The organism is Brevibacterium sp. S111 (assembly GCF_004745075.1).
GTDB lineage: Bacteria > Actinomycetota > Actinomycetes > Actinomycetales > Brevibacteriaceae > Brevibacterium.
Map to the genome: position 1 here is coordinate 267,912 of NZ_RHFH01000003.1, position 19,332 is coordinate 287,243.

The 19,332-nt window shown below is 63.5% G+C and carries 20 protein-coding genes; 14 read left to right on the forward strand and 6 right to left on the reverse strand.

All coding sequences use genetic code 11. The features are described from left to right. The first annotated feature begins 239 nt into the window (after positions 1-239). Positions 240-2,393: an LPXTG cell wall anchor domain-containing protein gene (locus EB836_RS05505; RefSeq protein ID WP_135538324.1), complete on the forward strand. Its 2,154-nt coding sequence runs from the start codon at positions 240-242 to the stop codon at positions 2,391-2,393. A gap of 72 nt (positions 2,394-2,465) precedes the next feature. Here EB836_RS05505 and EB836_RS18685 read toward each other — a convergent pair whose 3' ends face one another. Beyond that, on the reverse strand, positions 2,466-3,446 hold the full coding sequence (locus EB836_RS18685; protein ID WP_346763075.1) for a GNAT family N-acetyltransferase: 981 nt from the start codon (positions 3,444-3,446) through the stop codon (positions 2,466-2,468). Positions 3,447-3,787: 341 nt separating this feature from the next. On the opposite strand from EB836_RS18685, the gene EB836_RS05525 reads away from it, so the two are divergent. The 5 genes from EB836_RS05525 (at position 3,788) to tpx (ending at position 7,355) form a co-directional block, all read left to right on the forward strand. Then, positions 3,788-4,606 (forward strand): thioesterase family protein, encoded by an 819-nt coding sequence (locus tag EB836_RS05525; protein WP_135538326.1) that lies wholly within the window; start codon positions 3,788-3,790, stop codon positions 4,604-4,606. A 107-nt stretch (positions 4,607-4,713) separates the two neighbouring features. Continuing rightward, on the forward strand, positions 4,714-5,085 hold the full coding sequence (locus EB836_RS05530; RefSeq protein ID WP_135538327.1) for a VOC family protein: 372 nt from the start codon (positions 4,714-4,716) through the stop codon (positions 5,083-5,085). Positions 5,086-5,162: 77 nt separating this feature from the next. Next, positions 5,163-5,681, forward strand: a complete 519-nt coding sequence (locus tag EB836_RS05535; protein ID WP_135538329.1) for a DinB family protein — start codon at positions 5,163-5,165, stop codon at positions 5,679-5,681. Positions 5,682-5,724: 43 nt separating this feature from the next. Next, positions 5,725-6,732: a DUF368 domain-containing protein gene (locus EB836_RS05540; protein ID WP_135538331.1), complete on the forward strand. Its 1,008-nt coding sequence runs from the start codon at positions 5,725-5,727 to the stop codon at positions 6,730-6,732. Positions 6,733-6,854: 122 nt separating this feature from the next. Beyond that, positions 6,855-7,355, forward strand: a complete 501-nt coding sequence (tpx, locus tag EB836_RS05545; protein WP_135538332.1) for a thiol peroxidase — start codon at positions 6,855-6,857, stop codon at positions 7,353-7,355. A 112-nt stretch (positions 7,356-7,467) separates the two neighbouring features. Here tpx and EB836_RS05550 read toward each other — a convergent pair whose 3' ends face one another. Then, entirely contained in the window at positions 7,468-8,184 is a 717-nt protein-coding gene (locus EB836_RS05550) for a PIG-L deacetylase family protein (RefSeq protein ID WP_135538334.1), read from the reverse strand. Between the two features lie 110 nt (positions 8,185-8,294). Here EB836_RS05550 and EB836_RS05555 point away from each other — a divergent pair, with 110 nt between their 5' ends. Continuing rightward, positions 8,295-8,963 carry a hypothetical protein gene (locus tag EB836_RS05555; protein ID WP_135538336.1) on the forward strand — a complete coding sequence of 223 codons (669 nt, stop codon included), beginning with the start codon at positions 8,295-8,297 and terminating at the stop codon, positions 8,961-8,963. Positions 8,964-8,969: 6 nt separating this feature from the next. Here EB836_RS05555 and EB836_RS05560 read toward each other — a convergent pair whose 3' ends face one another. Continuing rightward, positions 8,970-10,247, reverse strand: a complete 1,278-nt coding sequence (locus EB836_RS05560) for an oleate hydratase (RefSeq protein ID WP_135538337.1) — start codon at positions 10,245-10,247, stop codon at positions 8,970-8,972. Between the two features lie 98 nt (positions 10,248-10,345). Between EB836_RS05560 and EB836_RS05565 the strand changes: the two genes are divergently transcribed. Continuing rightward, positions 10,346-11,851 carry a DHA2 family efflux MFS transporter permease subunit gene (locus EB836_RS05565; RefSeq protein ID WP_135538338.1) on the forward strand — a complete coding sequence of 502 codons (1,506 nt, stop codon included), beginning with the start codon at positions 10,346-10,348 and terminating at the stop codon, positions 11,849-11,851. 59 nt (positions 11,852-11,910) lie between these two features. On the opposite strand, the gene EB836_RS18135 is transcribed toward EB836_RS05565, so the two are convergent. From EB836_RS18135 to EB836_RS05580, 3 genes are all read right to left on the reverse strand, one after another. Then, positions 11,911-12,264: a hypothetical protein gene (locus EB836_RS18135; RefSeq protein ID WP_167854360.1), complete on the reverse strand. Its 354-nt coding sequence runs from the start codon at positions 12,262-12,264 to the stop codon at positions 11,911-11,913. 515 nt (positions 12,265-12,779) lie between these two features. Continuing rightward, the gene (locus EB836_RS05575; protein WP_135538343.1) at positions 12,780-13,421 is read right to left on the reverse strand and encodes a hypothetical protein; all 642 of its coding nucleotides are present in this window, start codon (positions 13,419-13,421) and stop codon (positions 12,780-12,782) included. A 137-nt stretch (positions 13,422-13,558) separates the two neighbouring features. Continuing rightward, a complete protein-coding gene (locus EB836_RS05580; protein WP_135538344.1) occupies positions 13,559-14,146 on the reverse strand; it encodes an HhH-GPD-type base excision DNA repair protein in 588 nt (195 codons plus the stop codon). Between the two features lie 75 nt (positions 14,147-14,221). Here EB836_RS05580 and EB836_RS05585 point away from each other — a divergent pair, with 75 nt between their 5' ends. The 6 genes from EB836_RS05585 (at position 14,222) to EB836_RS05610 (ending at position 19,330) form a co-directional block, all read left to right on the forward strand. Continuing rightward, positions 14,222-14,584: a YchJ family metal-binding protein gene (locus EB836_RS05585; RefSeq protein ID WP_135538345.1), complete on the forward strand. Its 363-nt coding sequence runs from the start codon at positions 14,222-14,224 to the stop codon at positions 14,582-14,584. 171 nt (positions 14,585-14,755) lie between these two features. Further along, a complete protein-coding gene (locus EB836_RS05590) occupies positions 14,756-15,169 on the forward strand; it encodes a DUF2087 domain-containing protein (protein ID WP_135538347.1) in 414 nt (137 codons plus the stop codon). 59 nt (positions 15,170-15,228) lie between these two features. Continuing rightward, on the forward strand, positions 15,229-15,732 hold the full coding sequence (locus EB836_RS05595; RefSeq protein ID WP_135538349.1) for a phosphoribosyltransferase: 504 nt from the start codon (positions 15,229-15,231) through the stop codon (positions 15,730-15,732). A 9-nt stretch (positions 15,733-15,741) separates the two neighbouring features. Beyond that, complete coding sequence (locus EB836_RS05600; RefSeq protein WP_135538350.1) at positions 15,742-17,046, forward strand: carboxylesterase family protein; 1,305 nt, start codon at positions 15,742-15,744, stop codon at positions 17,044-17,046. 122 nt (positions 17,047-17,168) lie between these two features. Further along, complete coding sequence (locus tag EB836_RS05605) at positions 17,169-18,278, forward strand: winged helix DNA-binding domain-containing protein (RefSeq protein ID WP_135538352.1); 1,110 nt, start codon at positions 17,169-17,171, stop codon at positions 18,276-18,278. 44 nt (positions 18,279-18,322) lie between these two features. After that, on the forward strand, positions 18,323-19,330 hold the full coding sequence (locus EB836_RS05610) for a diacylglycerol kinase family protein (RefSeq protein WP_167854361.1): 1,008 nt from the start codon (positions 18,323-18,325) through the stop codon (positions 19,328-19,330). The last annotated feature ends 2 nt before the right edge of the window (positions 19,331-19,332 follow it).

A 19,332-nucleotide genomic window follows, 5' to 3' on the forward strand; every position in this document is an offset into this window, starting at 1 on the left:
GTCCGCTGAGAACTCAGCACGAAGCCCCCGGTCGTGTGACCGGGGGCTTCGTCGATTCACTCAGACTCGAAGGAGACGGCACGGAACCGGAGGGTTCTACACCGCCTGAAGTTTCGTTCATTTAGTTCACAGTTTCGGACGTACTTTCTTGGTAGTCGCTGAGGATTGCCCGTAACCTTATCGTGACTTAGGTCATCGATTTGTAACCTTGATCCCTCAGAAAAGAGAGACAACTACTTATGCAGAAGAAACTCATGCAGAGTTCGCTTGCACTGACCGCCGCCGCGGCGCTCGGTCTCGGCAGCTCGTTCGTCGCCGGCCCGGCTGTTGCTGACAACGGCCCGCAAGAGCTGAATGTGCAGAGCGACGCCAAAGTGCAGGACGTTCTTGAGGACGTGGGCGGGGTCAATGCCTACGGTGCCAAGAACGGTCAGCTGACCATTGGTGTGTCTGGTGACAACGACAATGCTGACGCCTTGGAGAAGAAATACTCGAACGTCAAGGTCATCAAGGGAATCGACGCACTCGAGCCTTACGCCGCCGAGGATCTCGTTGGTGGAGCAGGCTACCTGGTGACAGCTGGGGCCAGCGGCGGCGCCTGCTCGACAGGGTTCTCTGGCTGGGATGCCGACGGAAAGCCGATCGTGCTCACCGCAGGGCACTGCGCGAAGATCATCAATGAAGAGACGAACGAGTTCGAAGGTGACACTACGGTCGATGAGACCGAGCAGCCTTCAACAGCCCCGGCGAACGAGGGCGAGGGCTTCATCCGGTCCGGACTCGGAGTCGTCGGACAGTGGGGCTACCACAAGTTCGGTGGAGAGCTTGTGACGAGCGACCAGCAAAAGCCTGAAGAAGACGACATTGACTTCGCCGTCATCAACGTTGACGAAGCGAAGTACAAGGTCAAGACCGGGGTGACGGATTGGTCGACCGCAGACAGCGAGGATCTCGGCGCGAAGCTCGCCACTGACATCACTAAGGTCGGAGCCCACACCGAAGGAACGGTGGAGAAGGCCGGCCGTACGACCGGACTGACCGAAAACGAGACCTGGACGGCTCTCAACGAGGAAATTGACTTCATGAATGTCGGTGGACGCTTTGTCCACGGTTTTGGTGTCAAGGCGCCTCTCGGTGACCCCTTCTCGGCCCCCGGCGATTCGGGCGGAGGTGTCTTCCAGGGGGATACAGCTGTCGGCGTGATCTCAGGCGGCGGCCCTATGACCGATGAGAATGGTGACGCCATCGATGCGAGCTGGGTCGCCGACCTTGACTACTCGCTTGAGAAGTCGGGCAAGACGATCTCGTTCGAAGATCCCAATGAGGAACCCCCGGGCGACGACGATAAGGATACTGACTCGGACGCCGCTGCTGACGGCAAGGATGCTGACTCGGACGCCGCTGCCGACGGCAAGGATGCCGACTCGGACGCCGCTGCCGACGGCAAGGACGCTGACTCGGACGCCGCTGCTGACGGCAAGGATGCTGACTCGGACGCCGCTGCTGACGGCAAGGATGCTGACTCGGACGCCGCTGCTGACGGCAAGGATGCCGACTCGGACGCCGACGGCAACGAAAAGCCCGAAGCTCCTAAGGTCGGCGACCAGACCGTCGTCGAAGGCGGACAGATCACCGGTCAGGCTGCTCCGAACGCCGAGGTGAAGCTGACATGGAAGCCCGCTGGCGCCAATGCCGGTTCTTCTGAGGTCTCCGCCCACGCCGCACCGGCTCAGGGCAGCACCACCGTCAAGACCAATGCGAACGGCAAGTTCACGACGGAAGCTCCCGCTGAAGCCGGTGACTACAACTACACCGCGGTCGTCAATGTGAACGGACAGAACTCCGCGGAAGCCGAGTTCACCGTGACCGTTGAAGCCGAAGAGGCTCCCGCTGAGCGCAAGCTGACTGTCGATCCGAAGGAGATCTCCGCTGCGGACTTCGTGAAGGAAGACAAGGGCGTGCAGATCACCGCTGAAGGCTTCGAAGAGGGCGAAAAGGTCACTCTTGAAGTTGTGGCCGGTCCGGAGAACGTCGAGGGAATCACCCTCGACGAGACCGCCAACGCGGATGGCGTTGTCGGCTTCTCGATCTATGGCACCAGCGCATCGAACCCCGAGGCCTACCTCGGTAAGTACGAGCTCGAGGTCACCGGAGCTAATGACACCGCCGATGAGTCCGCTCTGACCGGTTCGTTCCAGGTCGTTGCCGACGAAGACGGCAACGGCGGCGGAAACGACGGTGACGACAACGGCAATGACGACGGAAACGGTGACGGCGGATCCGATCTGCCTCGCACCGGTGCCGAACTCACCGGTCTCGCTGCCGGAGCCGGTCTCCTCATCGTCGGTGGAGCCGCAGTCGTTCTGACCATGCGTCGCAAGAAGAACAACTGAAACACCCTCTGACGGTCACCAGCTGACCCACTGAGCGAAAGTGCCCCTGACCATCCGGTCAGGGGCACTTTCTCATATGCGGAAGAAAGCGCGCAGGGAAGAGCCGGCAGCCGCGGATGCCTCCGTGAAGCTCAGCGAAGTGTAAAACGCGGCGAGGGCAGGGTCATCATCGGTAAGCAGGACGGTCTGGCGAATATCGTCGAATGGCTCGAGCACACTCCGGATGAGTTCGGCACCGATTCCACGACGCTGCAGTCGCGGATCGACAAGAACATCCTGGACATAGACGAGAGTGCCGAAATCGCTGACAATGCGGGCCAACCCGACCAGCTCCTCATCGACACGTGCACACACGACATGCGCTGACCCGTTGAGGCTGCGCAGCAACCGTGCCGGATCCTCGGTGTAGGCCGACCAGCCGACCGCATCGTAGAGATGGAGGAGCTCGCCGAGGGAAGGCAGGACATTTGACGCATAAGTGATCCCGGCGCTCTTCCGTGGCCGAAAGCGGGGACGATCCTGCCAGTGCACGCCGAGAGTGCGCCCTGCCTGCCACTCCTCACGCAGAATCGCACAAGCCACAGAGGCCAGCCGGACGCCGTCAGCTGCCGGCCATGCATGACGGTAGTGCGCCTCCTGCGTCCACCCGGCCCGCTCGAACACCACACGCATTGCATGATTGTCTTCACGGGTCTGCCCCTCTATGCGGAGTGCCCGAGTAGTTGAGAACACATGGCCGGCAATCGCATTCAGCGCATCGACGCCGAGTCCCTTGCCCCGGTGCTGTTCGGACAAGCGCAGATCGAACATCGGGGTGTCATCGCGAAGATCCTCGAGCCGCACGTATCCGACCCGACCGAACTCGTCGTGGTCTAGCCAGAACGCGGCATTGTCAGCGTTGAGGAAATACCCGACCGCAATCCGTTCCATCACCGTACCGGTTGACCAGGCGTCTGCGGCGACATGGAACGGAAAGGACTGAGACGAGAAGAACTCGACAAGTGCGTCCCGGTCGGCTCCTGTGGGATCGATCGCAGTCAGTTTCACGCCCATACCCTTAGACTAGGGCAATCCTCTTTGCCACGGGACAGCTTCTCGGCGGCAGGTCGCTGGCTCAACCGATGAAGGAGTCCACCCGTGAGTCTAGACGACGATCCGTTCGACTAGCAGATCACCAAATCTGGAGTCCTGCTCATTCGCCGAGGCGGCCATGCCGTCATGGAACTCGGCGGGAAGAAGGCCGCCGCTCTAATCCCCAGGCTCGGACGCGATGCCGATACCAACCAGCAGCTGCTGGCCCGGGCGACAGGCAATTATCAACACGGCAACGAACGTCGGCCCCGTCACTTATGACACTTGCTGGACGTTCGTTCAGTGCTTGATAGTCTTACGCTATGACCCACGACACTTCCAGCGAATTCGCCCGCGCCACCGCCGTCGAACGGAACGGCGATCACAGCTTCACCGCCGACCTCGACGCCGGGTGGAAGGTCGCTGGTGCTGTCAACGGCGGATACCTGCTCGGCGTCGCCGGACGTGCCCTGCGCAACCTCCGTCCGCCAACCCCGGATCCCTTGGTGATCTCCACCTTCTACCTCGGCCCAAGCAGAGAAGGCCCCGTCGACATCACCACACGCACACTGCGCGAAGGCCGGTCAACGGCAAACTGCGGCATCGAACTCTCACAGAACGGGGCGCCGACGATCGCAGCGATGGCCACGATGGGCAACCTCGGGGAGCTTCCCGACGATGTCGCCACCACCGCCACGCCGCCGCAGATGCCGCCACCGGAAGAGTGCATCAGTGTTGCCGAGGCCAGCGAAGACTTCAAGAACGCGGCACCGATCATCGATCGGTTCGATATGCGCCTGGATCCGGCGACCGCCGGATTCGCCGTGGGCAAACCGAGCGGAAGGGGCCTGCTGCAGGGCTGGATCCGACTCGTCGATGGGACTGACCCGGAACCGCTGTCGCTGCTGACTTTCCTTGATGCCTTCCCTCCGGTGATGTTCGACCTCGGCCGATTCAACTGGGCACCGACAATGGAGCTGACCGCTCATGTTCGTGCCCTGCCGGCACCGGGCTGGATCGGCGCCCGCATCTCCACGAAGAACATCGCCGGCGGCATGTTCGAAGAGGACTGCGACCTGTGGGACTCCTCCGGCCGCCTCGTCGCGCAGTCGCGCCAATTGGCACGGCAGCCGCGCGGCTGAACCGAAGATGACGCAGGATAACCGTCGATGACGAGGCCGGCGATCCGTGTCCGTGGTCGGGGCTAGAGTCGGAACCATTCTGACCCTACGGTGAAAGGACCACGCTCATGGCGTCGCTGTCATCACTGAGCATCACCTTCGACTGCCTCGATGTCGAAGCGCAATCGCTCTTCTGGGCCGAGCTCCTCGGCGCGGACCTCGACCCCGGGGCCGACGAATTCGTTGCCAGCATCGGCGGTGTGCACAATGCCGAATCACCGACACCGGGCATGCTCTTCCTCAAGGTCGACGAACGCGTCGAGGGGAAGAACCCCGTGCACATCGACCTCGATGACCCGCACTATCCGGCGGATGTCGATCGAGCAGTGGCACTGGGGGCGGAACGACTCGGATCCTTCTCCGAGTACGGAATCGAATGGACCACGCTGAAAGATCCCGAAGGAAACGTCTTCGACATCGGCCGTCGCACAGTAGACTGATGTCCCGACCTCGTGACCGACGGATGCGCCCGTCGGGAAGCGGGGGACTTGTCTGCGCATGATCAGAGAGGCTCAGCGTGACACTTCCATTGACCGACCCGAAAAAGGCCCCGGCCGAACGGCAGGGACTCGAAGAGTTCCTCGACTATTTCCGGCAGGTCGTGAGGCGCAAGGCTGAAGGGTTGACTCCGGCCCAGCTCACCCATTCGGTCGCATCCTCGTCGCTGACGATCGGCGGCATCGTCCGACACCTGACACTCGTCGAAGAGTCCTGGTTCGTCGAAGTCCTCCAAGGCGGAGAACTCGGTGAACCATGGGCGAGCGTCGACTGGAAGTCCGAACCGGACTGGGACTTCGACAGTGCAGCAGGTTCGACAGCCGAGGAACTGCTGGCAACGCACGCACACGCTTGTGAGCGTTCCCGTAAGATCCTCGCCGAGGTGGACGACCTCGACGCGCTCACCGTGCGCAGCGGTCACGACGGAACGAAGTTCAACGTCCGCTGGATCCTCATCCACCTCGTCGAAGAATATGCCCGCCACGCCGGACACGCAGACCTCATCCGCGAGGACATCGACGGCCAGACGGGCGACTGAGCCCTCACCGTGCGTGGAGGATGCATCCTCTAGGCTGGGAGCCATGACGAATACTCCGACTGCCGGCGCCGAGACCGCGCCCGATCGACCCAAAGCGCTCATCCCGCTCGACCTTGCCCGCGGTTTCCTCATCGGCAGCGCCGAACTCGTACCCGGAGTCTCCGGAGGCACGATCGCGCTCGTGACCGGAGTCTACGACCAGCTCATCGATTCCGCCTCCCACGTCGTCTCCGCGGCCAAAACCCTGGTAACCGGACCCCACCGGGTCTCCGGAGCCCTGGCCGAGCTGAGACGCACGGACTGGTTCCTCGTCATTCCGGTCCTCCTCGGCATGGCCACTGCCGTGTTCACCATCGCCGGTGTCATGGAGTCCTTCGTCTCCTCCAACCCCGAGCTGGCCCGAGGACTCTTCTTCGGTCTCGTCGCCGCCAGCATCGCCGTGCCCCTGCGGATGCTGCCGGCGCGCGGGCCACGCCAGCCCATTCTCCTCGGGGCCCTCGCGTTCCTCGCCGCTGCAGCACTCGCGTTCTGGATGACCAGTTTGGCTGGCGGAGCCGATGTAGAGAATCCTCCGCTCATCGCTGTCTTCTTCGTCGCGTCGATTGCCATCTGCGCTCTTGTCGTCCCCGGCGTCTCAGGATCGTTCTTCCTCCTCGCCGTCGGCATGTACTCCACGACACTGCGTGCCGTTGACGACCGCGACTTCGGATACCTCGGGATCTTCATGCTCGGCGCGATCCTTGGCCTGGCGGTCTTCGTCAACATTCTCAAATACTTCCTCCACAACCACCGATGGTGGACTCTCCTCGTCATGGCCGGACTGATGCTCGGCTCACTGCGTGCCCTGTGGCCCTGGCAGGCCGAAGCCGAAATCGGTGCCGACGGCGAAGCACATGGAGCCGGCGGACTGCTGGCACCGGCCGACCCCGTGCTTGGCCCGCTTCTGCTCGCCGCCCTCGGCGCGATCGTCGTCGTGGTCCTCATCATCGTCGAAGCGAAGTTCGCCGCCGAGAAGGCCGAAGCCGACAGTGCATCTGCCGGCTCATCTTGAGTCGCCAACCTCCTCGATGCGCGCGGCTCGCAGCCCAACAGTGAACGTCGGAACGGTCATGGGCGCCTCTCACGTAGAGTGGGAGAGACAGCAGTCAGCTCTGAAGAAGGAGAGAGACAAGCATGGCCAACACAGCATTTCAGGGAACTCCGGTCAAGACCGTCGGCGATCTGCCGGCCAAGGGCGAGCAGGCACCGGCCTTCAGCCTCGTCGGTGGCGACCTCGGCGAAGTGAACTCGCAGGACAACGCGGGCAAGCGCGTCGTGCTCAACATCTTCCCCAGCGTCGACACGGGAGTCTGCGCCGCCTCGGTGCGCAAATTCAACGAACTCGCGGCAGGGCTGGAGAACACCACCGTTCTCTGTGTGTCCAACGATCTCCCGTTCGCCCAGGGCCGCTTCTGCGGTGCCGAAGGCATCGAAAACGTCGTCGCGGCTTCGGGGTTCCGCAGCTCCTTCGGCAAAGACTTCGGTGTGACCATGGTCGACGGTCCGCTGGCCGGTCTCCTGGCTCGATCCGTTGTCGTCCTCGACGAGAAGGGCACCGTGACCCACACGCAGCTCGTCGACGAGATCACCACCGAACCCGACTACGACGCAGCGATGGCCGCTCTGGGCGCCTGAGTCACCTCAGGTGACCCCGCCGGGCGATCGGTCGTTCGGCGAGCAGCGTGACAGCAGAACCGGGCGGGACGTCCTCCAACGTCCCGCCCGGTTCTCGTATGGGGTCCGAAGCTCACATATTGACGACCGTGACCGGAAGTGCGTAGTCGACTCCGGCAAGCTCCCCACCGGAGGCGGTGATGTCGGGAATCATGTCCTTCGGAGCCGGATGGTCGGGCAGCGCCTCGAGGTAGACCTCGTGGGCTTCGAGCGATCGCACACCCCGGTCGACATGTGCGGCTGTCAGGGCCACAGCATGGGTGGGCTCGGCACCGTTGATGAGCAGACGGTCCGCCTTCCACGCCTCAAGGCCCTCGTCCTTGAGCTCGGTGAAGATCCACGGGTTGTCGGCGTCTCGGATCGCGTCGACGGTGGCGATGCCGGCATGCCGGTGATCGACATGGTTGAGCCCCCACCGCACCTTGAGGTCGAAGGTCGTGACGACCACCGCATTGGGGCGGAACTGGCGAATCTTGCGCGCAATCGCACGTCGGAGCTCATGATCGGGTTCGAGGAGCCCGTCGGGAAAATCGAGGATCTCCAGGTCATCGACGCCGACGAGGTTGCACGCCCGCCGCTGCTCGTCGGCTCGCAGAGCGGCTACCTCCTCCGGAGACATGTTCCGGATACCGGCCTCACCGCGCGTCAGCAGCAGGTACGACACCTCCTTTCCCTCATCGGTCCATTTGGCCACGGCCGCCGAACCGCCGTATTCCATATCGTCGGGATGGGCGACCACGCACAGGATCCGGTCGACATCGCTGTCATCGAAGAGCGGGAGTTCAGTCATGCCTCCAGGCTAGGCGGCAATAGAAGGTTCCGCCAGAGACCCGAGGTCCGGTGTCCGAAAGTGATCGTGGGTACGATATGGAGGAATCTCCGACCGAATGAAGGCAGCCGATGAAGAACAGCGTGCTCGTAACGGCGATGGTGGGGTTGGCGATGATCCTCAGCGGGTGTTCGGCACTGAAGATCAGCAGCACCGAGGAGGCCGGACCGAAACCGGCGCACGTGGGAATCGATGACGGCAAGTCCACCGCCCAGCCGAGTCCGACGAAAGCACAGATCCCCGACGGAATGACCCAGACCACCGTCGACCTCGGCAGCCAATGTCCCGTCGAGGTCAGTTTCGCCGTGGGGCCGGACTGGACGGATGAGTCTGGGTATGACGGGTACCGGCTCTTCACCAGCGGTTCGGAAGCCATCATCACGGTCGACTGCTTCGAAGACGATGAGCCATCGGCGAGCAAGCTGGTCGACAAGGCCCGGGAGCGGATGTTCAGCACCCCAGGTTCGGCCCGGGCCAGCGAAGCCGCCGGGGCACTCGACGGCGGCGAGTACTGGGTCGTTCACGGCCGGCTCGCCCCTGAGGACATGCGAGCCGTGGACGAACAGGATTCGGTGTTCTTCGGAGTCGTTGCTGGGATCTCCGTCGACGGACGACTGTTCAAAGTCAGCGTCGACATGCTCGCGCCAGCCGATGATGCGGAAGCTGCCGACGATTTCCGACAGATGCTGCCGACAGTTCGCTTAGACGATCAGGAACTCCGGGTGCCCGACCTCACATGAACTCGGTCAGCTCTCGGCGGTGTTTCCTGCGGACTCGGGACCCAGCTCAGCGCCGGCTTCCGGGCGCGAGGAGCGTGGCGATCGTTGTCGGCCGGACATCCGCTTGAGCAGCTCGCGCGCGGCGATCCTGCCGGCACGGGTGGCGCCGAGAGTGGAGCTGGCCGAACCGTAGCCGACGAGGAAGAGCCGGGGATCGTCCCTGACCGCCACCTCGGTGTCCATGGCGATTCCACCTTCGGGGGTGCGCAGGTGCAAGGGGGCAAGATGTTTGAGTGCGGCGCGGAAACCGGTGTTCCAGAAGATCACGTCGATCTCCTCGACCCGGGCGGTGGCAAACGGTGCCCACGATTCGGGAACCGCGAGGACATCGTTGGCTGATGGCCCCAGGCCGTCCGAGGTGGTCGGCGGCGGGGATTCGGTGGTCCCGGGGAAGTGCACGCCATGGGGGAGGATGCGGTCGAACATTCCGCGGGAGACGAGGACCCCGGAGTCGACACCCTCACGGAATTCGCGACGGATCGGCAGACCTGTCGTTCTCACGACGCTGGCCGGGGCCAGACCGGACAGTGTCCTTTCGCGGACGGCCCGTTCGACTTCGAGCCCCCATTGGCCGTCGAACTCTCTGGTGGTGAAATTCGGCGGACGGCGAGTCGCCCACACAGTGTCGGTGACTTCGGCGAGTTGGAGGAGGAACTGGGTGGCGGAGATGCCGCCGCCGACGACGAGAGTGCGCAGTCCGCGGAAGTCCTCGACATCACGGAAGTTCACCGTATGCAGTTGGCGGCCCTCGAAGTCGCCGATCCCCGGGACGAAGGGAACATACGGCTGGGTCCATGTCCCTGTGGCGTTGATGAGGAAATCGGTCGACAGCCGTACCCGCTGACCGTCGATGTCGGTGGTGATGTGGAGAATTCCCGCCCTGCGTTCTTCAGAGGTCACCGAGGAGACGTCGGCGGGACGGACGACGCAGAGTTCGAGTTCGCGTTCGAACTGGTCATAGTAGTCCGAGACGACTCGCGAGGCGGGCACATTCGGATTCGGCCGGCCGAGGGGGAAGCCGGGCAGGTCGGAGATGTGGTTCGTCGTGCCCAGGGTCAGGGAGTCCCAGCGCTCACGCCAGGCGCCGCCCGGTCCGTCTCCGGCGTCGAGGATGATGAAGTCTCTGCCGGGGACCAAGCCGTCGCGCCACAGGTAGTGCGCCGCCGACAGGCCGGCCTGGCCTGCGCCGATGATGACGACGGACCAGTGTGAGTCGACGAGGAGTTCGTTTATTCGGCACACCATGGCGCCATTGTTTCAGGTTCCCACGGCCATGTCGCCGGCGGCGTGCTCTGACCGCCGTTCGGATTGACCAGACGGTGGAATGGGAGAAAGATGATGCGGTGAGCTCTCAACAGAACGCTGTATCGAATCCGTGGCGGGCGCTGTGGGCCCTGTGCCTCGGCTTCTTCATGATCCTCGTCGATTCGACGATCGTGTCCGTGGCCATACGCGAGATCATGGACTCCCTGGACGCGGATATCAACGCCGTCATCTGGGTCACTTCGGCGTATCTGCTCGCCTACGTCGTGCCGCTGCTCATCACCGGCCGTCTCGGGGACCGGTTCGGCCCCAAACGCGTGTATCTCGTCGGGCTTGTCGTGTTCACGGCCAGTTCGCTGTGGTGCGGACTGACGACCACGGTCGCTGCGCTCATCGTCGCACGCGTCGTGCAGGGGCTGGGCGCCTCGGCGATGACTCCGCAGACGATGGCCGTGATCACCCGCATCTTCCCACCCGACCGACGGGGTGCGGCGATGGGCATGTGGGGTGCTGTCGCCGGAGTCGCCACCCTGGTCGGCCCGATCCTCGGCGGGGTGCTCGTCGACGCCCTCGGCTGGGAATGGATCTTCTTCATCAACGTTCCGGTCGGCATCATCGCCCTGGTCATGGCGATCTGGCTGGTGCCACGGCTCGAGACGCATCCGCACCGTTTCGACTGGTTCGGCGTCGTGCTCTCTGCCGGCGGGATGTTCCTGTTGGTCTACGGGATCCAACAGGCTCACGGAGTGAACTGGGGCCCACTCATCGGGCCGGTGACCGTGCCATTCGTTCTTGCCGGCGGGGTGGTGTTCCTCATTGCCTTCGTCCTGTGGCAGAGGGCAAACCGCTCAGAGGTGCTGGTGCCGCTGTCGCTGTTCAAAGACCGCAATTTCACGATTGCTGCCATCGCGATGCTGACGGTCGGGTTCGGCGTCACGGCGATGGCGTTCCCTCTCATGTTGTGGGCGCAGACGGTGCTCGGCTACTCACCGACTCAGGCGGCGCTGCTGTTGGCGCCGATGGCGATCCTCTCCGGTGTGCTTGCCCCGTTCGTCGGCCGTCTCGTCGATCATGGGAATCCGCGACTGTTGGCCGGTATCGGACTCGGTTCGTTTTCGGTCGCTCTGTTCTGGCTTGGGGCGATCCTCGGTGCGCACACTTCTCTGTGGGAAATCATCCCGCCGGTGCTGCTGCTGGGTGTGGCCAACGGGTTCATGTGGGCACCGATCAGCTCCACGGCCACGAGGAACCTTCCGCTGCATCATGCCGGGGCCGGGTCAGGCGTGTACAACACGGTGCGGCAGGTCGGTGCGGTGCTCGGCAGCGCCGCGATCTCCGTCGCGATGGAGTCGCGGCTGGCGGCGAATATCGGTTCCTCGAGCGGCGCGGTCGGTGGCGCCGGCGCCGAGGCGGGTGCGGGTTCCGCTGAGGCAACCGGGGGAGCGTCGGCAGGAATGCCGGAAGCCATCGCCTCTGGTTTCGCTCATGCTATGGGGCAATCACTGTGGGTGCCTGCCGGGCTGGTCATCGTCGGATTCATCGCTGTCATGTTCTTCGAACGACCGAAACCGCGCGTGCACAGCTGAATCGCTGTGCCCGATGTGGTGCGGTCCCGTCGACACCGAGATGTCAGGCGGAGTCGGTGTCATCGGGCAGAGCGGGTGCAGTCAGGTCCGCGGGGATTGGTGTAGCAGTCCTCGTCGACGAGGTAGCGGTGGTACCGGTAGACATCGATGCCGATGTCGTTGCTGGCGACGTGGGCGAATCCGTCGATTGGTAGCCAGGGACCTCCGTCGACGGAGAATTCTCCGCTGAATGTTGCCGTCATCGACACCGCGACCTTCCCTGACTTCTGGTATTCGTGTCCGATCTGGGGGCTGTTTCCGGGCAGCGGTTTCGCCCCCTTCGCCGAGGTGGTCGTGCCGGTGCCGTCACCGAAATCCCAGTTGTACCGCTCCGGGATGACCTTCACCGTGACAGCGTAGGTCAGCAGAGTCATGTCGATGTAGCTGACTTCGGTGTCGGTCCAGAAGGCCGCGGGTTTGCCGACGACGGCCCAATCCTTCGGCCATGCATAGATCGTCGGAGCAGGAATGTCGAAGTTCTGGAACTGCGACTCGGGGATCCGAGTCGGCGGTTCGGGACGAGCCGGAGCGCCGCCACCACCGGAGCCTCCACCGCCGGGGCCGGGTTCGATGACACAGAGATGGCCGACTACTTCAGTCGGGCAGTCTGGGAGTGCAGCGCCGCCTCCACCACTGCCGCCGCCGGATCCGCCTCCTGAGCCACCGCCAGCTGAACCGCCGCCAGCTGAACCGCCGCCACCTGAACCTCCGCCACCTGAACCTCCGCCGGAGCCGCCCCCTGGGGGTGGTGCCGGTGCCGGAGGTTTGACGACACTGCAGTTACGTTCTTGAAGGGCGTCACAGGCTGGACCGCTATTAGCGTTGGCGGGAACTAACGGGTTAAGGATCACCGCAAGTATGAACGCGAATGCGGCGAAGAGGTGGGAACCTACTCGCACTTTTCGCTCCATAGCTCCTGATTAGAGATTTTCCATTTGCCTCCATGCTTGCTCGCAGTTTGCAAGATCGTAAGGCTTTTGCTCGTCTGGCTTGGCATAGATTTGCCAGTCTTAACGACGGCATGTTTGCTGTCGTGGGAGCAGAAAAGAATCTTGACCGAGTCCTTCTCCGGAGATTTAGAGTCAAGAGTTGTCTCGTGAATTCGGAGGTTGTAGTAGTCGTACTCACCCGCCATGTATTTGTCTTCTTTTTTCAGACCGTTTGCGCTGTCTTTTAGAGATCGGAGCGAATCTTTAGCAGCAAAGGTGTCTATGCCCTTCATGTCTGTCCCGCCCGAGGAGAACACGCGGTTGATCGTTTTGATGTAGCCAACAAACGCCACCAGTGCGCCGTCGACAGCTTCCTTCTCTTCTTCCGATAGGTCGAGGTCAGTCTCGTATTCGGGGACCTCCACCTCGGCGGTGCCATCTGTCGAACTATCATCAGACTGCTCTTCAGGCAGAGTCGACGTCGGCACAGCCACGGGGGAGCTGCCTGCGCACCCCGCCAGAGACAGCAGGCTCAATGCGGCAAAAAGAGCAACGAACAGCAGAGCAGGTCGACGATGCGGTCGGGTCGTTCCAGTTCTCATTCCACGCCTCTGTGGTCTGCAACTGTGGCGCGGCCCCTTCGGCCGACACCCGGAACCCCTACATTATTCGACGGGCGCGTCTTTTAGAACAGGCGAAGTCAAATCTGTGGATAACTTGCGGAGGGGTGAATTCGACCCTACTTCTTCGCCACCTTGGCGGCCTTTGCCGCCGCCTTCTGCTGCTTCTTGAAAGCACGCACTTCCAGCAGTGTGTCTTCATCAACGACATCGGCGATCGACCGCCGGGTGCCCTCAGCCCCGTAATCTCCCGCGGCTTCCTGCCAGCCCTCAGCCTTGAGCGCGAATTGCTTGCCCAACAGAGCGAGGAAGATCTTCGCCTTCTGATCACCGAAACCTGGCAGCTTCTTCAAGCGTTTGAGCACCTCGGCGCCACTCGGATCACCCGTGGTCCAGATCGCCTCGGCATCTCCGTCATAGTCATCGACGATCGCCGCAGCCAACTTCTGCACCCGCGCTGCCATCGACTTGGGGAACCGGTGCACAGCAGGCGTCTGCGCGAAAGTGTCGAGGAAGTCGTCGGGATTCATCTCGGCGATCTCATCGACGTCGAGTTTCCCCAATCTCTCGGCCAGCTTCGCAGGCCCGGCGAAGGCGCTCTCCATGGTCACCTGCTGGTCAAGCAACATGCCGATGAGCAGAGCGAAACGGTCTTCGGCCAACAGCGCATCGGCCTTCGGGTCTCCAGAGAGGAACACTGAACTCATGAGACCATCCTCGCACGCAAACGCCGGTCGTTCATCTCCGGATATCATCGTCGAATGATCTGCCCCTGTTCTGGGATGCCGCCTGGCACCGACTACGACCACTGCTGCCGGCCGGCACTCGACGGTGAGAACTGGCCGACCACCGCTGAGGCGCTCATGCGCTCCCGCTACACCGCATTCGTCCGCAGAGATGAGAACCACCTCTTCCGCACCTGGCACGCGAAGACTCGACCCGTCGACCTCGGCGTCGACGAGGACACGGAATGGCGCGGTCTCGAAATCCTCCACACCACGGACGGGGGAGTCGGCGATGCCACCGGAACGGTGCACTTCCGTGCGAAATTCCGCGACCACCTCGGCGACCATGTGCTCGAAGAGAACTCCTCGTTCGTCCGCCGCGCGGGACGATGGATGTACTTCGACGCGCTCGAGAACTGACGGGAACTGTGTCTATACTGAACTTCGGCGCATCCAACGCCCAGCCGAGGTCGTGGTCCCAGCACATCGACCGCACGGCGAAGGGGAGAAGATCCTCGGACGAATCTGGCACGGTGAATTCCTGACCAGGTTTCGTGCTGGGAGAGACTTGGTCGAAGAGGAACAGACACCATGACCAAGGACAAAGACTTCAAGAAGCTCGTCCGTTCGCGGATGACCGAGACCGGTGAGAACTTCACAACCGCTCGCCAAACCCTGCTCGACTCGGCCAACAGCGCGACGAACCCCGCCGTTCCGAATGCGGCCGAAGCCATCGACCAGAGCGTCTTAAGATTCCGCACGAAGACACTCAAGACGTTCATGTCGTCGGGCCGCATCACTGCCATCCCGACCAAACGCCGAGCCCTCAACGAGCACCTCGCCGACTTCCACCCGGACTTCGCGCTCCTGCGGCGAGAACTCATCGACTACCGACTGCTCGAACGCAACCCGCACACAGGACGGTACTGGGTCAACCCGAACCCTTCGACGCCCACGGGTCCGCAGGCGCAGGAGATGGCCGGGTTCGAGGCATTTCTGCGCTGAGACGGCGACGGCGTATCCTTGAAGCTCGAGCCAACACCGGGCAGACACGAGGAGTATTCATGGCCTACCATGCCGATTCGACTGATCTCGACGAAAAAGAGATTCTCAGCTGGGATATGTTCGGCCAATCGGCTCGGGAGATGGCCCAGACCATCGCGGATTCCGACTACGATCCCGAGATCGTCATCGCCGTCGCCCGTGGAGGTCTGCTGCCAGCCGGTGCCCTCGCCTACGCCCTCGGGCTCAAGCTCTCCGACGCGATCAACGTCGAGTTCTACACCGATGTGCACGAAACTCTGCCCGATCCGATCCTCCTCGCTCCGATGCTCGACATCGAAGCGATCAAGGGCAAGAAGCTGCTCGTCGTCGACGATGTCGCCGATTCCGGTCGCACTCTGGCACTCGTCCTCGAGCTGCTGCGCAAGCACGGCGCCGAGGCGCAGTCGGCTGTCATCTACGCCAAGTCAGCGTCGATCATCGACCCGGACTTCGTGTGGAAGCGCACCGATCAGTGGATCGTCTTCCCGTGGTCGGCTGAACCCCCGGTGGAACCCAACAAGTAAACTGACCGCATGAGTGAGGATTCACGGGACTTCCTCGCCCCGTGCGGACGGGTCCGCGCCTATGCGTACGACGATGTGATCCGAGCACGGGGCATCCGCTACGCCCACGCACAGCGATTCCACCGGCCCGTCGACGCACCGCCCGTCGACTTCATCGACGGCGGCGGTCCCGGCCCCGCGAGTCCGCAGCTGCGTCGGGACCCGAACGCGGGAATGACCTTCGACCAGCTCGGCGGTCTGCCCATCAGTGAGGACTGCCTCCGCCTGAGCGTGACGATCCCCAAGGACACCGACACCGAGGCGGGGCTGCCCGTCCTCGTCTGGATCCACGGCGGAGCCTACGTTGCCGGTGCCGGGGATGCTGAGATCTACGATCCGCACACCCTCGCGGCCGAACAGAACATCATCGTCGTCTCCGTGACCTACCGCCTCGGTGTCCTCGGCTACCTCGGCACCGGCAAGCCCGAGCATTCGAACCTCGGAGTGCTCGACCAGATCTCCGCCCTGCGCTGGGTGCAGACGAACATTGCCTCCTTCGGTGGGAACCCGGAGAACGTGACGATCGCCGGGCAGAGCGCCGGAGCCGATGCCTGCGCCCATCTGATGATCGCCGAAGGCACCGAGGATCTCTTCCGCCGAGTGCTCATGGCCTCAGCCCCCTTGGGGCTGGCCGGCGGCACGGACACGATGAACTGGGCGATGGCGAAGGTCGCGCAGAAGATCGACCCCGACGCCAGCGTCGACGACATACTCGAAGCTCAGGAAGAGGTCCATAGAGCCGCTCTCGTCGGAGGCCTGCACGCCGGAATGTGCTTCGGAGTCCACTACGGCCGGTATCCGCTGCCGACACGTGCAGACGCGGCAGCGGCTTGGGCCGAAGTCGCACCGAAATACGACGTGCTCATGACCCGAACGGAACGCGAGATCGCCTTCTTCGCCGGATTCGTGCCCGCGCTGCGCCGCCTCCACGACCGAACCCTGACCTCGCCCATGCTCGAATCCCTCATCGCCGGATTCACCTCGGCGGTATACACCCGCGCCGGAAGAGAGTTCTACGATCGGCACAGGATGTCAGGTGGACAGGGAGCACGTCTGCTCATCGTCTCCCGCGGCGACGGCAGCTTCTTCGACGCAGCCCATTCCGGCGATCTGCCGCTGATCTTCCCTGGCGAGATCTGGCATGACTCCTTCCTCGACTACGGTGAGACCACCGCCGTCGCCGGTCCCGAACTGCGACGAATCTGGGGTCGGTTCGCCGCTTCGGGGGCATTGCCGCGCGTTCCAGTGCCCGGCCTCGTCGACATCATGGGCTGAGTCGATCGACCGACTTCGAAGCGTTTGCCGGACCGTGGTCGCGGGGTGAACGCGACTGAGACTGTCGGGCGATGTCAGGTTCCCACAGTCGTCGTGTCACCGGCGTCGACTACCGTTGGACCATGGACGCACACCAGATCTCGGCCGCACGTCTGATCTCCCAAGGACTCGCCGGACCTCCGCCCCCATCGCCGACCGGCAGCGGACTCTCACCGGCCGGGGCCGTCGTCGAACATCTCGGATGCGTCCAAGCCCAAGCACTCGGCGGTGCCCTGGCCTCGGTCGCACTGCGCCTCGGCGCCGGGGCAGCCGCTGGTGTGGCCGCCGTGAGAGCCGCGATCGACGCAGGCGAGATCGTGCGCTCCTGGACCCAACGCGGCACCATCCACCTGACCACAGCCAAGGACCTCGGATGGATCCTCGGACTGACCGGGGCACGGACGATGAAATCCACGACGAAACGCCGGGAGGTCTTCGGCATCACCGATGCCATGCTCGAATCCGCTGCCGAACTCGCGGTCGCGGCCCTGCGCGACCGTGGGCCCCTGACCAGGGAGGAACTGCTCGAAGCCTTCGCGCCGCTGAGAGCCGGAGACGAATACGGTCACGCTCGGTACCTCATCACCTCACTGGCGCTGAACAACCTCATCGTCCAAGCCCCCATGATCGAGGGGAAGGACGAAATGCGGTACGTCCTGACCGCCGAATGGGTCCCCACTCCCACAGAATTGGACGCCGAGGAGGCCCTGCACGAATGGATGCGACGCTACGTCACCGGCCACGGCCCGGTGACGATCGACGACGCCACCCGGTGGACAGCACTGCCGAAGACCCAAGTGAGAAAAGCCATCCAGGCCGCCATCGACGCCGAAGAGATCACAAATGTGCGAATCGGCGACACCGACTATGTTCAGGCCCCCGACCTCGAGGACCGACTCAGCGAATGGGAATCGGACGCGCACAAGACGATGCTGCTGCCCGGATTCGACGAGCTCATCCTCGGATACAAGGATCGCAGCGCGACTCTCGACCGGGAGTGCGAGAAGCTCGTCGTGCCCGGTGGCAACGGAATGTTCAAGAATACGGTCGTGAGCGGAAGCCGCGCCCGCGGCACCTGGAAACGCTCACCGCGCAAAACCGGTCCGCGCGTTCTCGTCGAGGCCTTTCCTGATCAGACGATCGACACCCGTGCTGTCGAAGAGGTCGCCGCCACCCATCCGGCCTTCGAATGACAATGCAAGAACCAGTGGAAGGCCGAGCCGAGACTGTCCACCCGATGACCGGCATCGGGATCATCGTCAACCCGAAACATGCCCCGACCCACCGTTCTTATGCCGTTCTCACCGCCGGGCTGCGCCGACTCCGGATGCGGTATCGGACGATGACGACGACCGAATCTCGTTCCGGACGATGGCAAGCAGAACAGCTATTGGCCTGGGGGGCAGAGACCATCATCCTCCTCGGAGGAGACGGCACCATTCGGGCCGCAGCACCGGTCCTCGCCGAGGCCGGTGTCCTGACATTCCTCATCCCGACGGGAACGGCGAATGTGCTCAGCCGCCACGTGGGAATCAGTTCTGCACGGGAGGCGATCGACCACTGTCTGCACACCCTGCCCCTGACCGCAGATCCGAAACCCGGGCACCGGCCGTCGAACCAGGCGGGCAAGCACGCAGACACCATGACAGTGGTCTCTGCAGCCGCGACGAATCACGGGCGCAGCATCCCGATCAACACTGTCGAAGCCAGGGGCGCCGACGGAAGCTGGACCCGACATGACTTCATCAGCCTGGCCGGGATCGGGGGCGACGCCCGAGCCGTCGCCCATCACCATCGTGCGCCCGGGCTGCTCGGCTACGCCTGGGGTGCAGCGCGTGCTCTCTTCGCCGCCGATCTGGCCTCACAGACGCGGCGAGCCGTCGAAGCATCCGCACCGGAATCGATGTGGTCGATGATGGCGTCGAAGGTCGCTCGCCCCGCCGGGCCCATCTCGGTGTTCCCGGATGCCCGGATCGATGACGCCGAATTCTCCGTGCTCAGGGTCGGCCCTCTGCCGCGCGGCACTGCTCGACGCTTCCTGGCCTGGGGCGGCATCGCCTCGGCCTGCCTCCAAGGACGCCCCGCGCAGAGTCCGTTCATGCACTATCGCAGGTCTGCCTCGGCGACGGTGAAGCTCACGAGGCCCGCACCCGCACAGGTCGACGGGGATCTCATCGGTGACTGTCTCGAACTGCGGGTGAGCGCCGGTGAGAGCCGATTGTGGGTGTCAGCGCCTCCCTCGTAAGG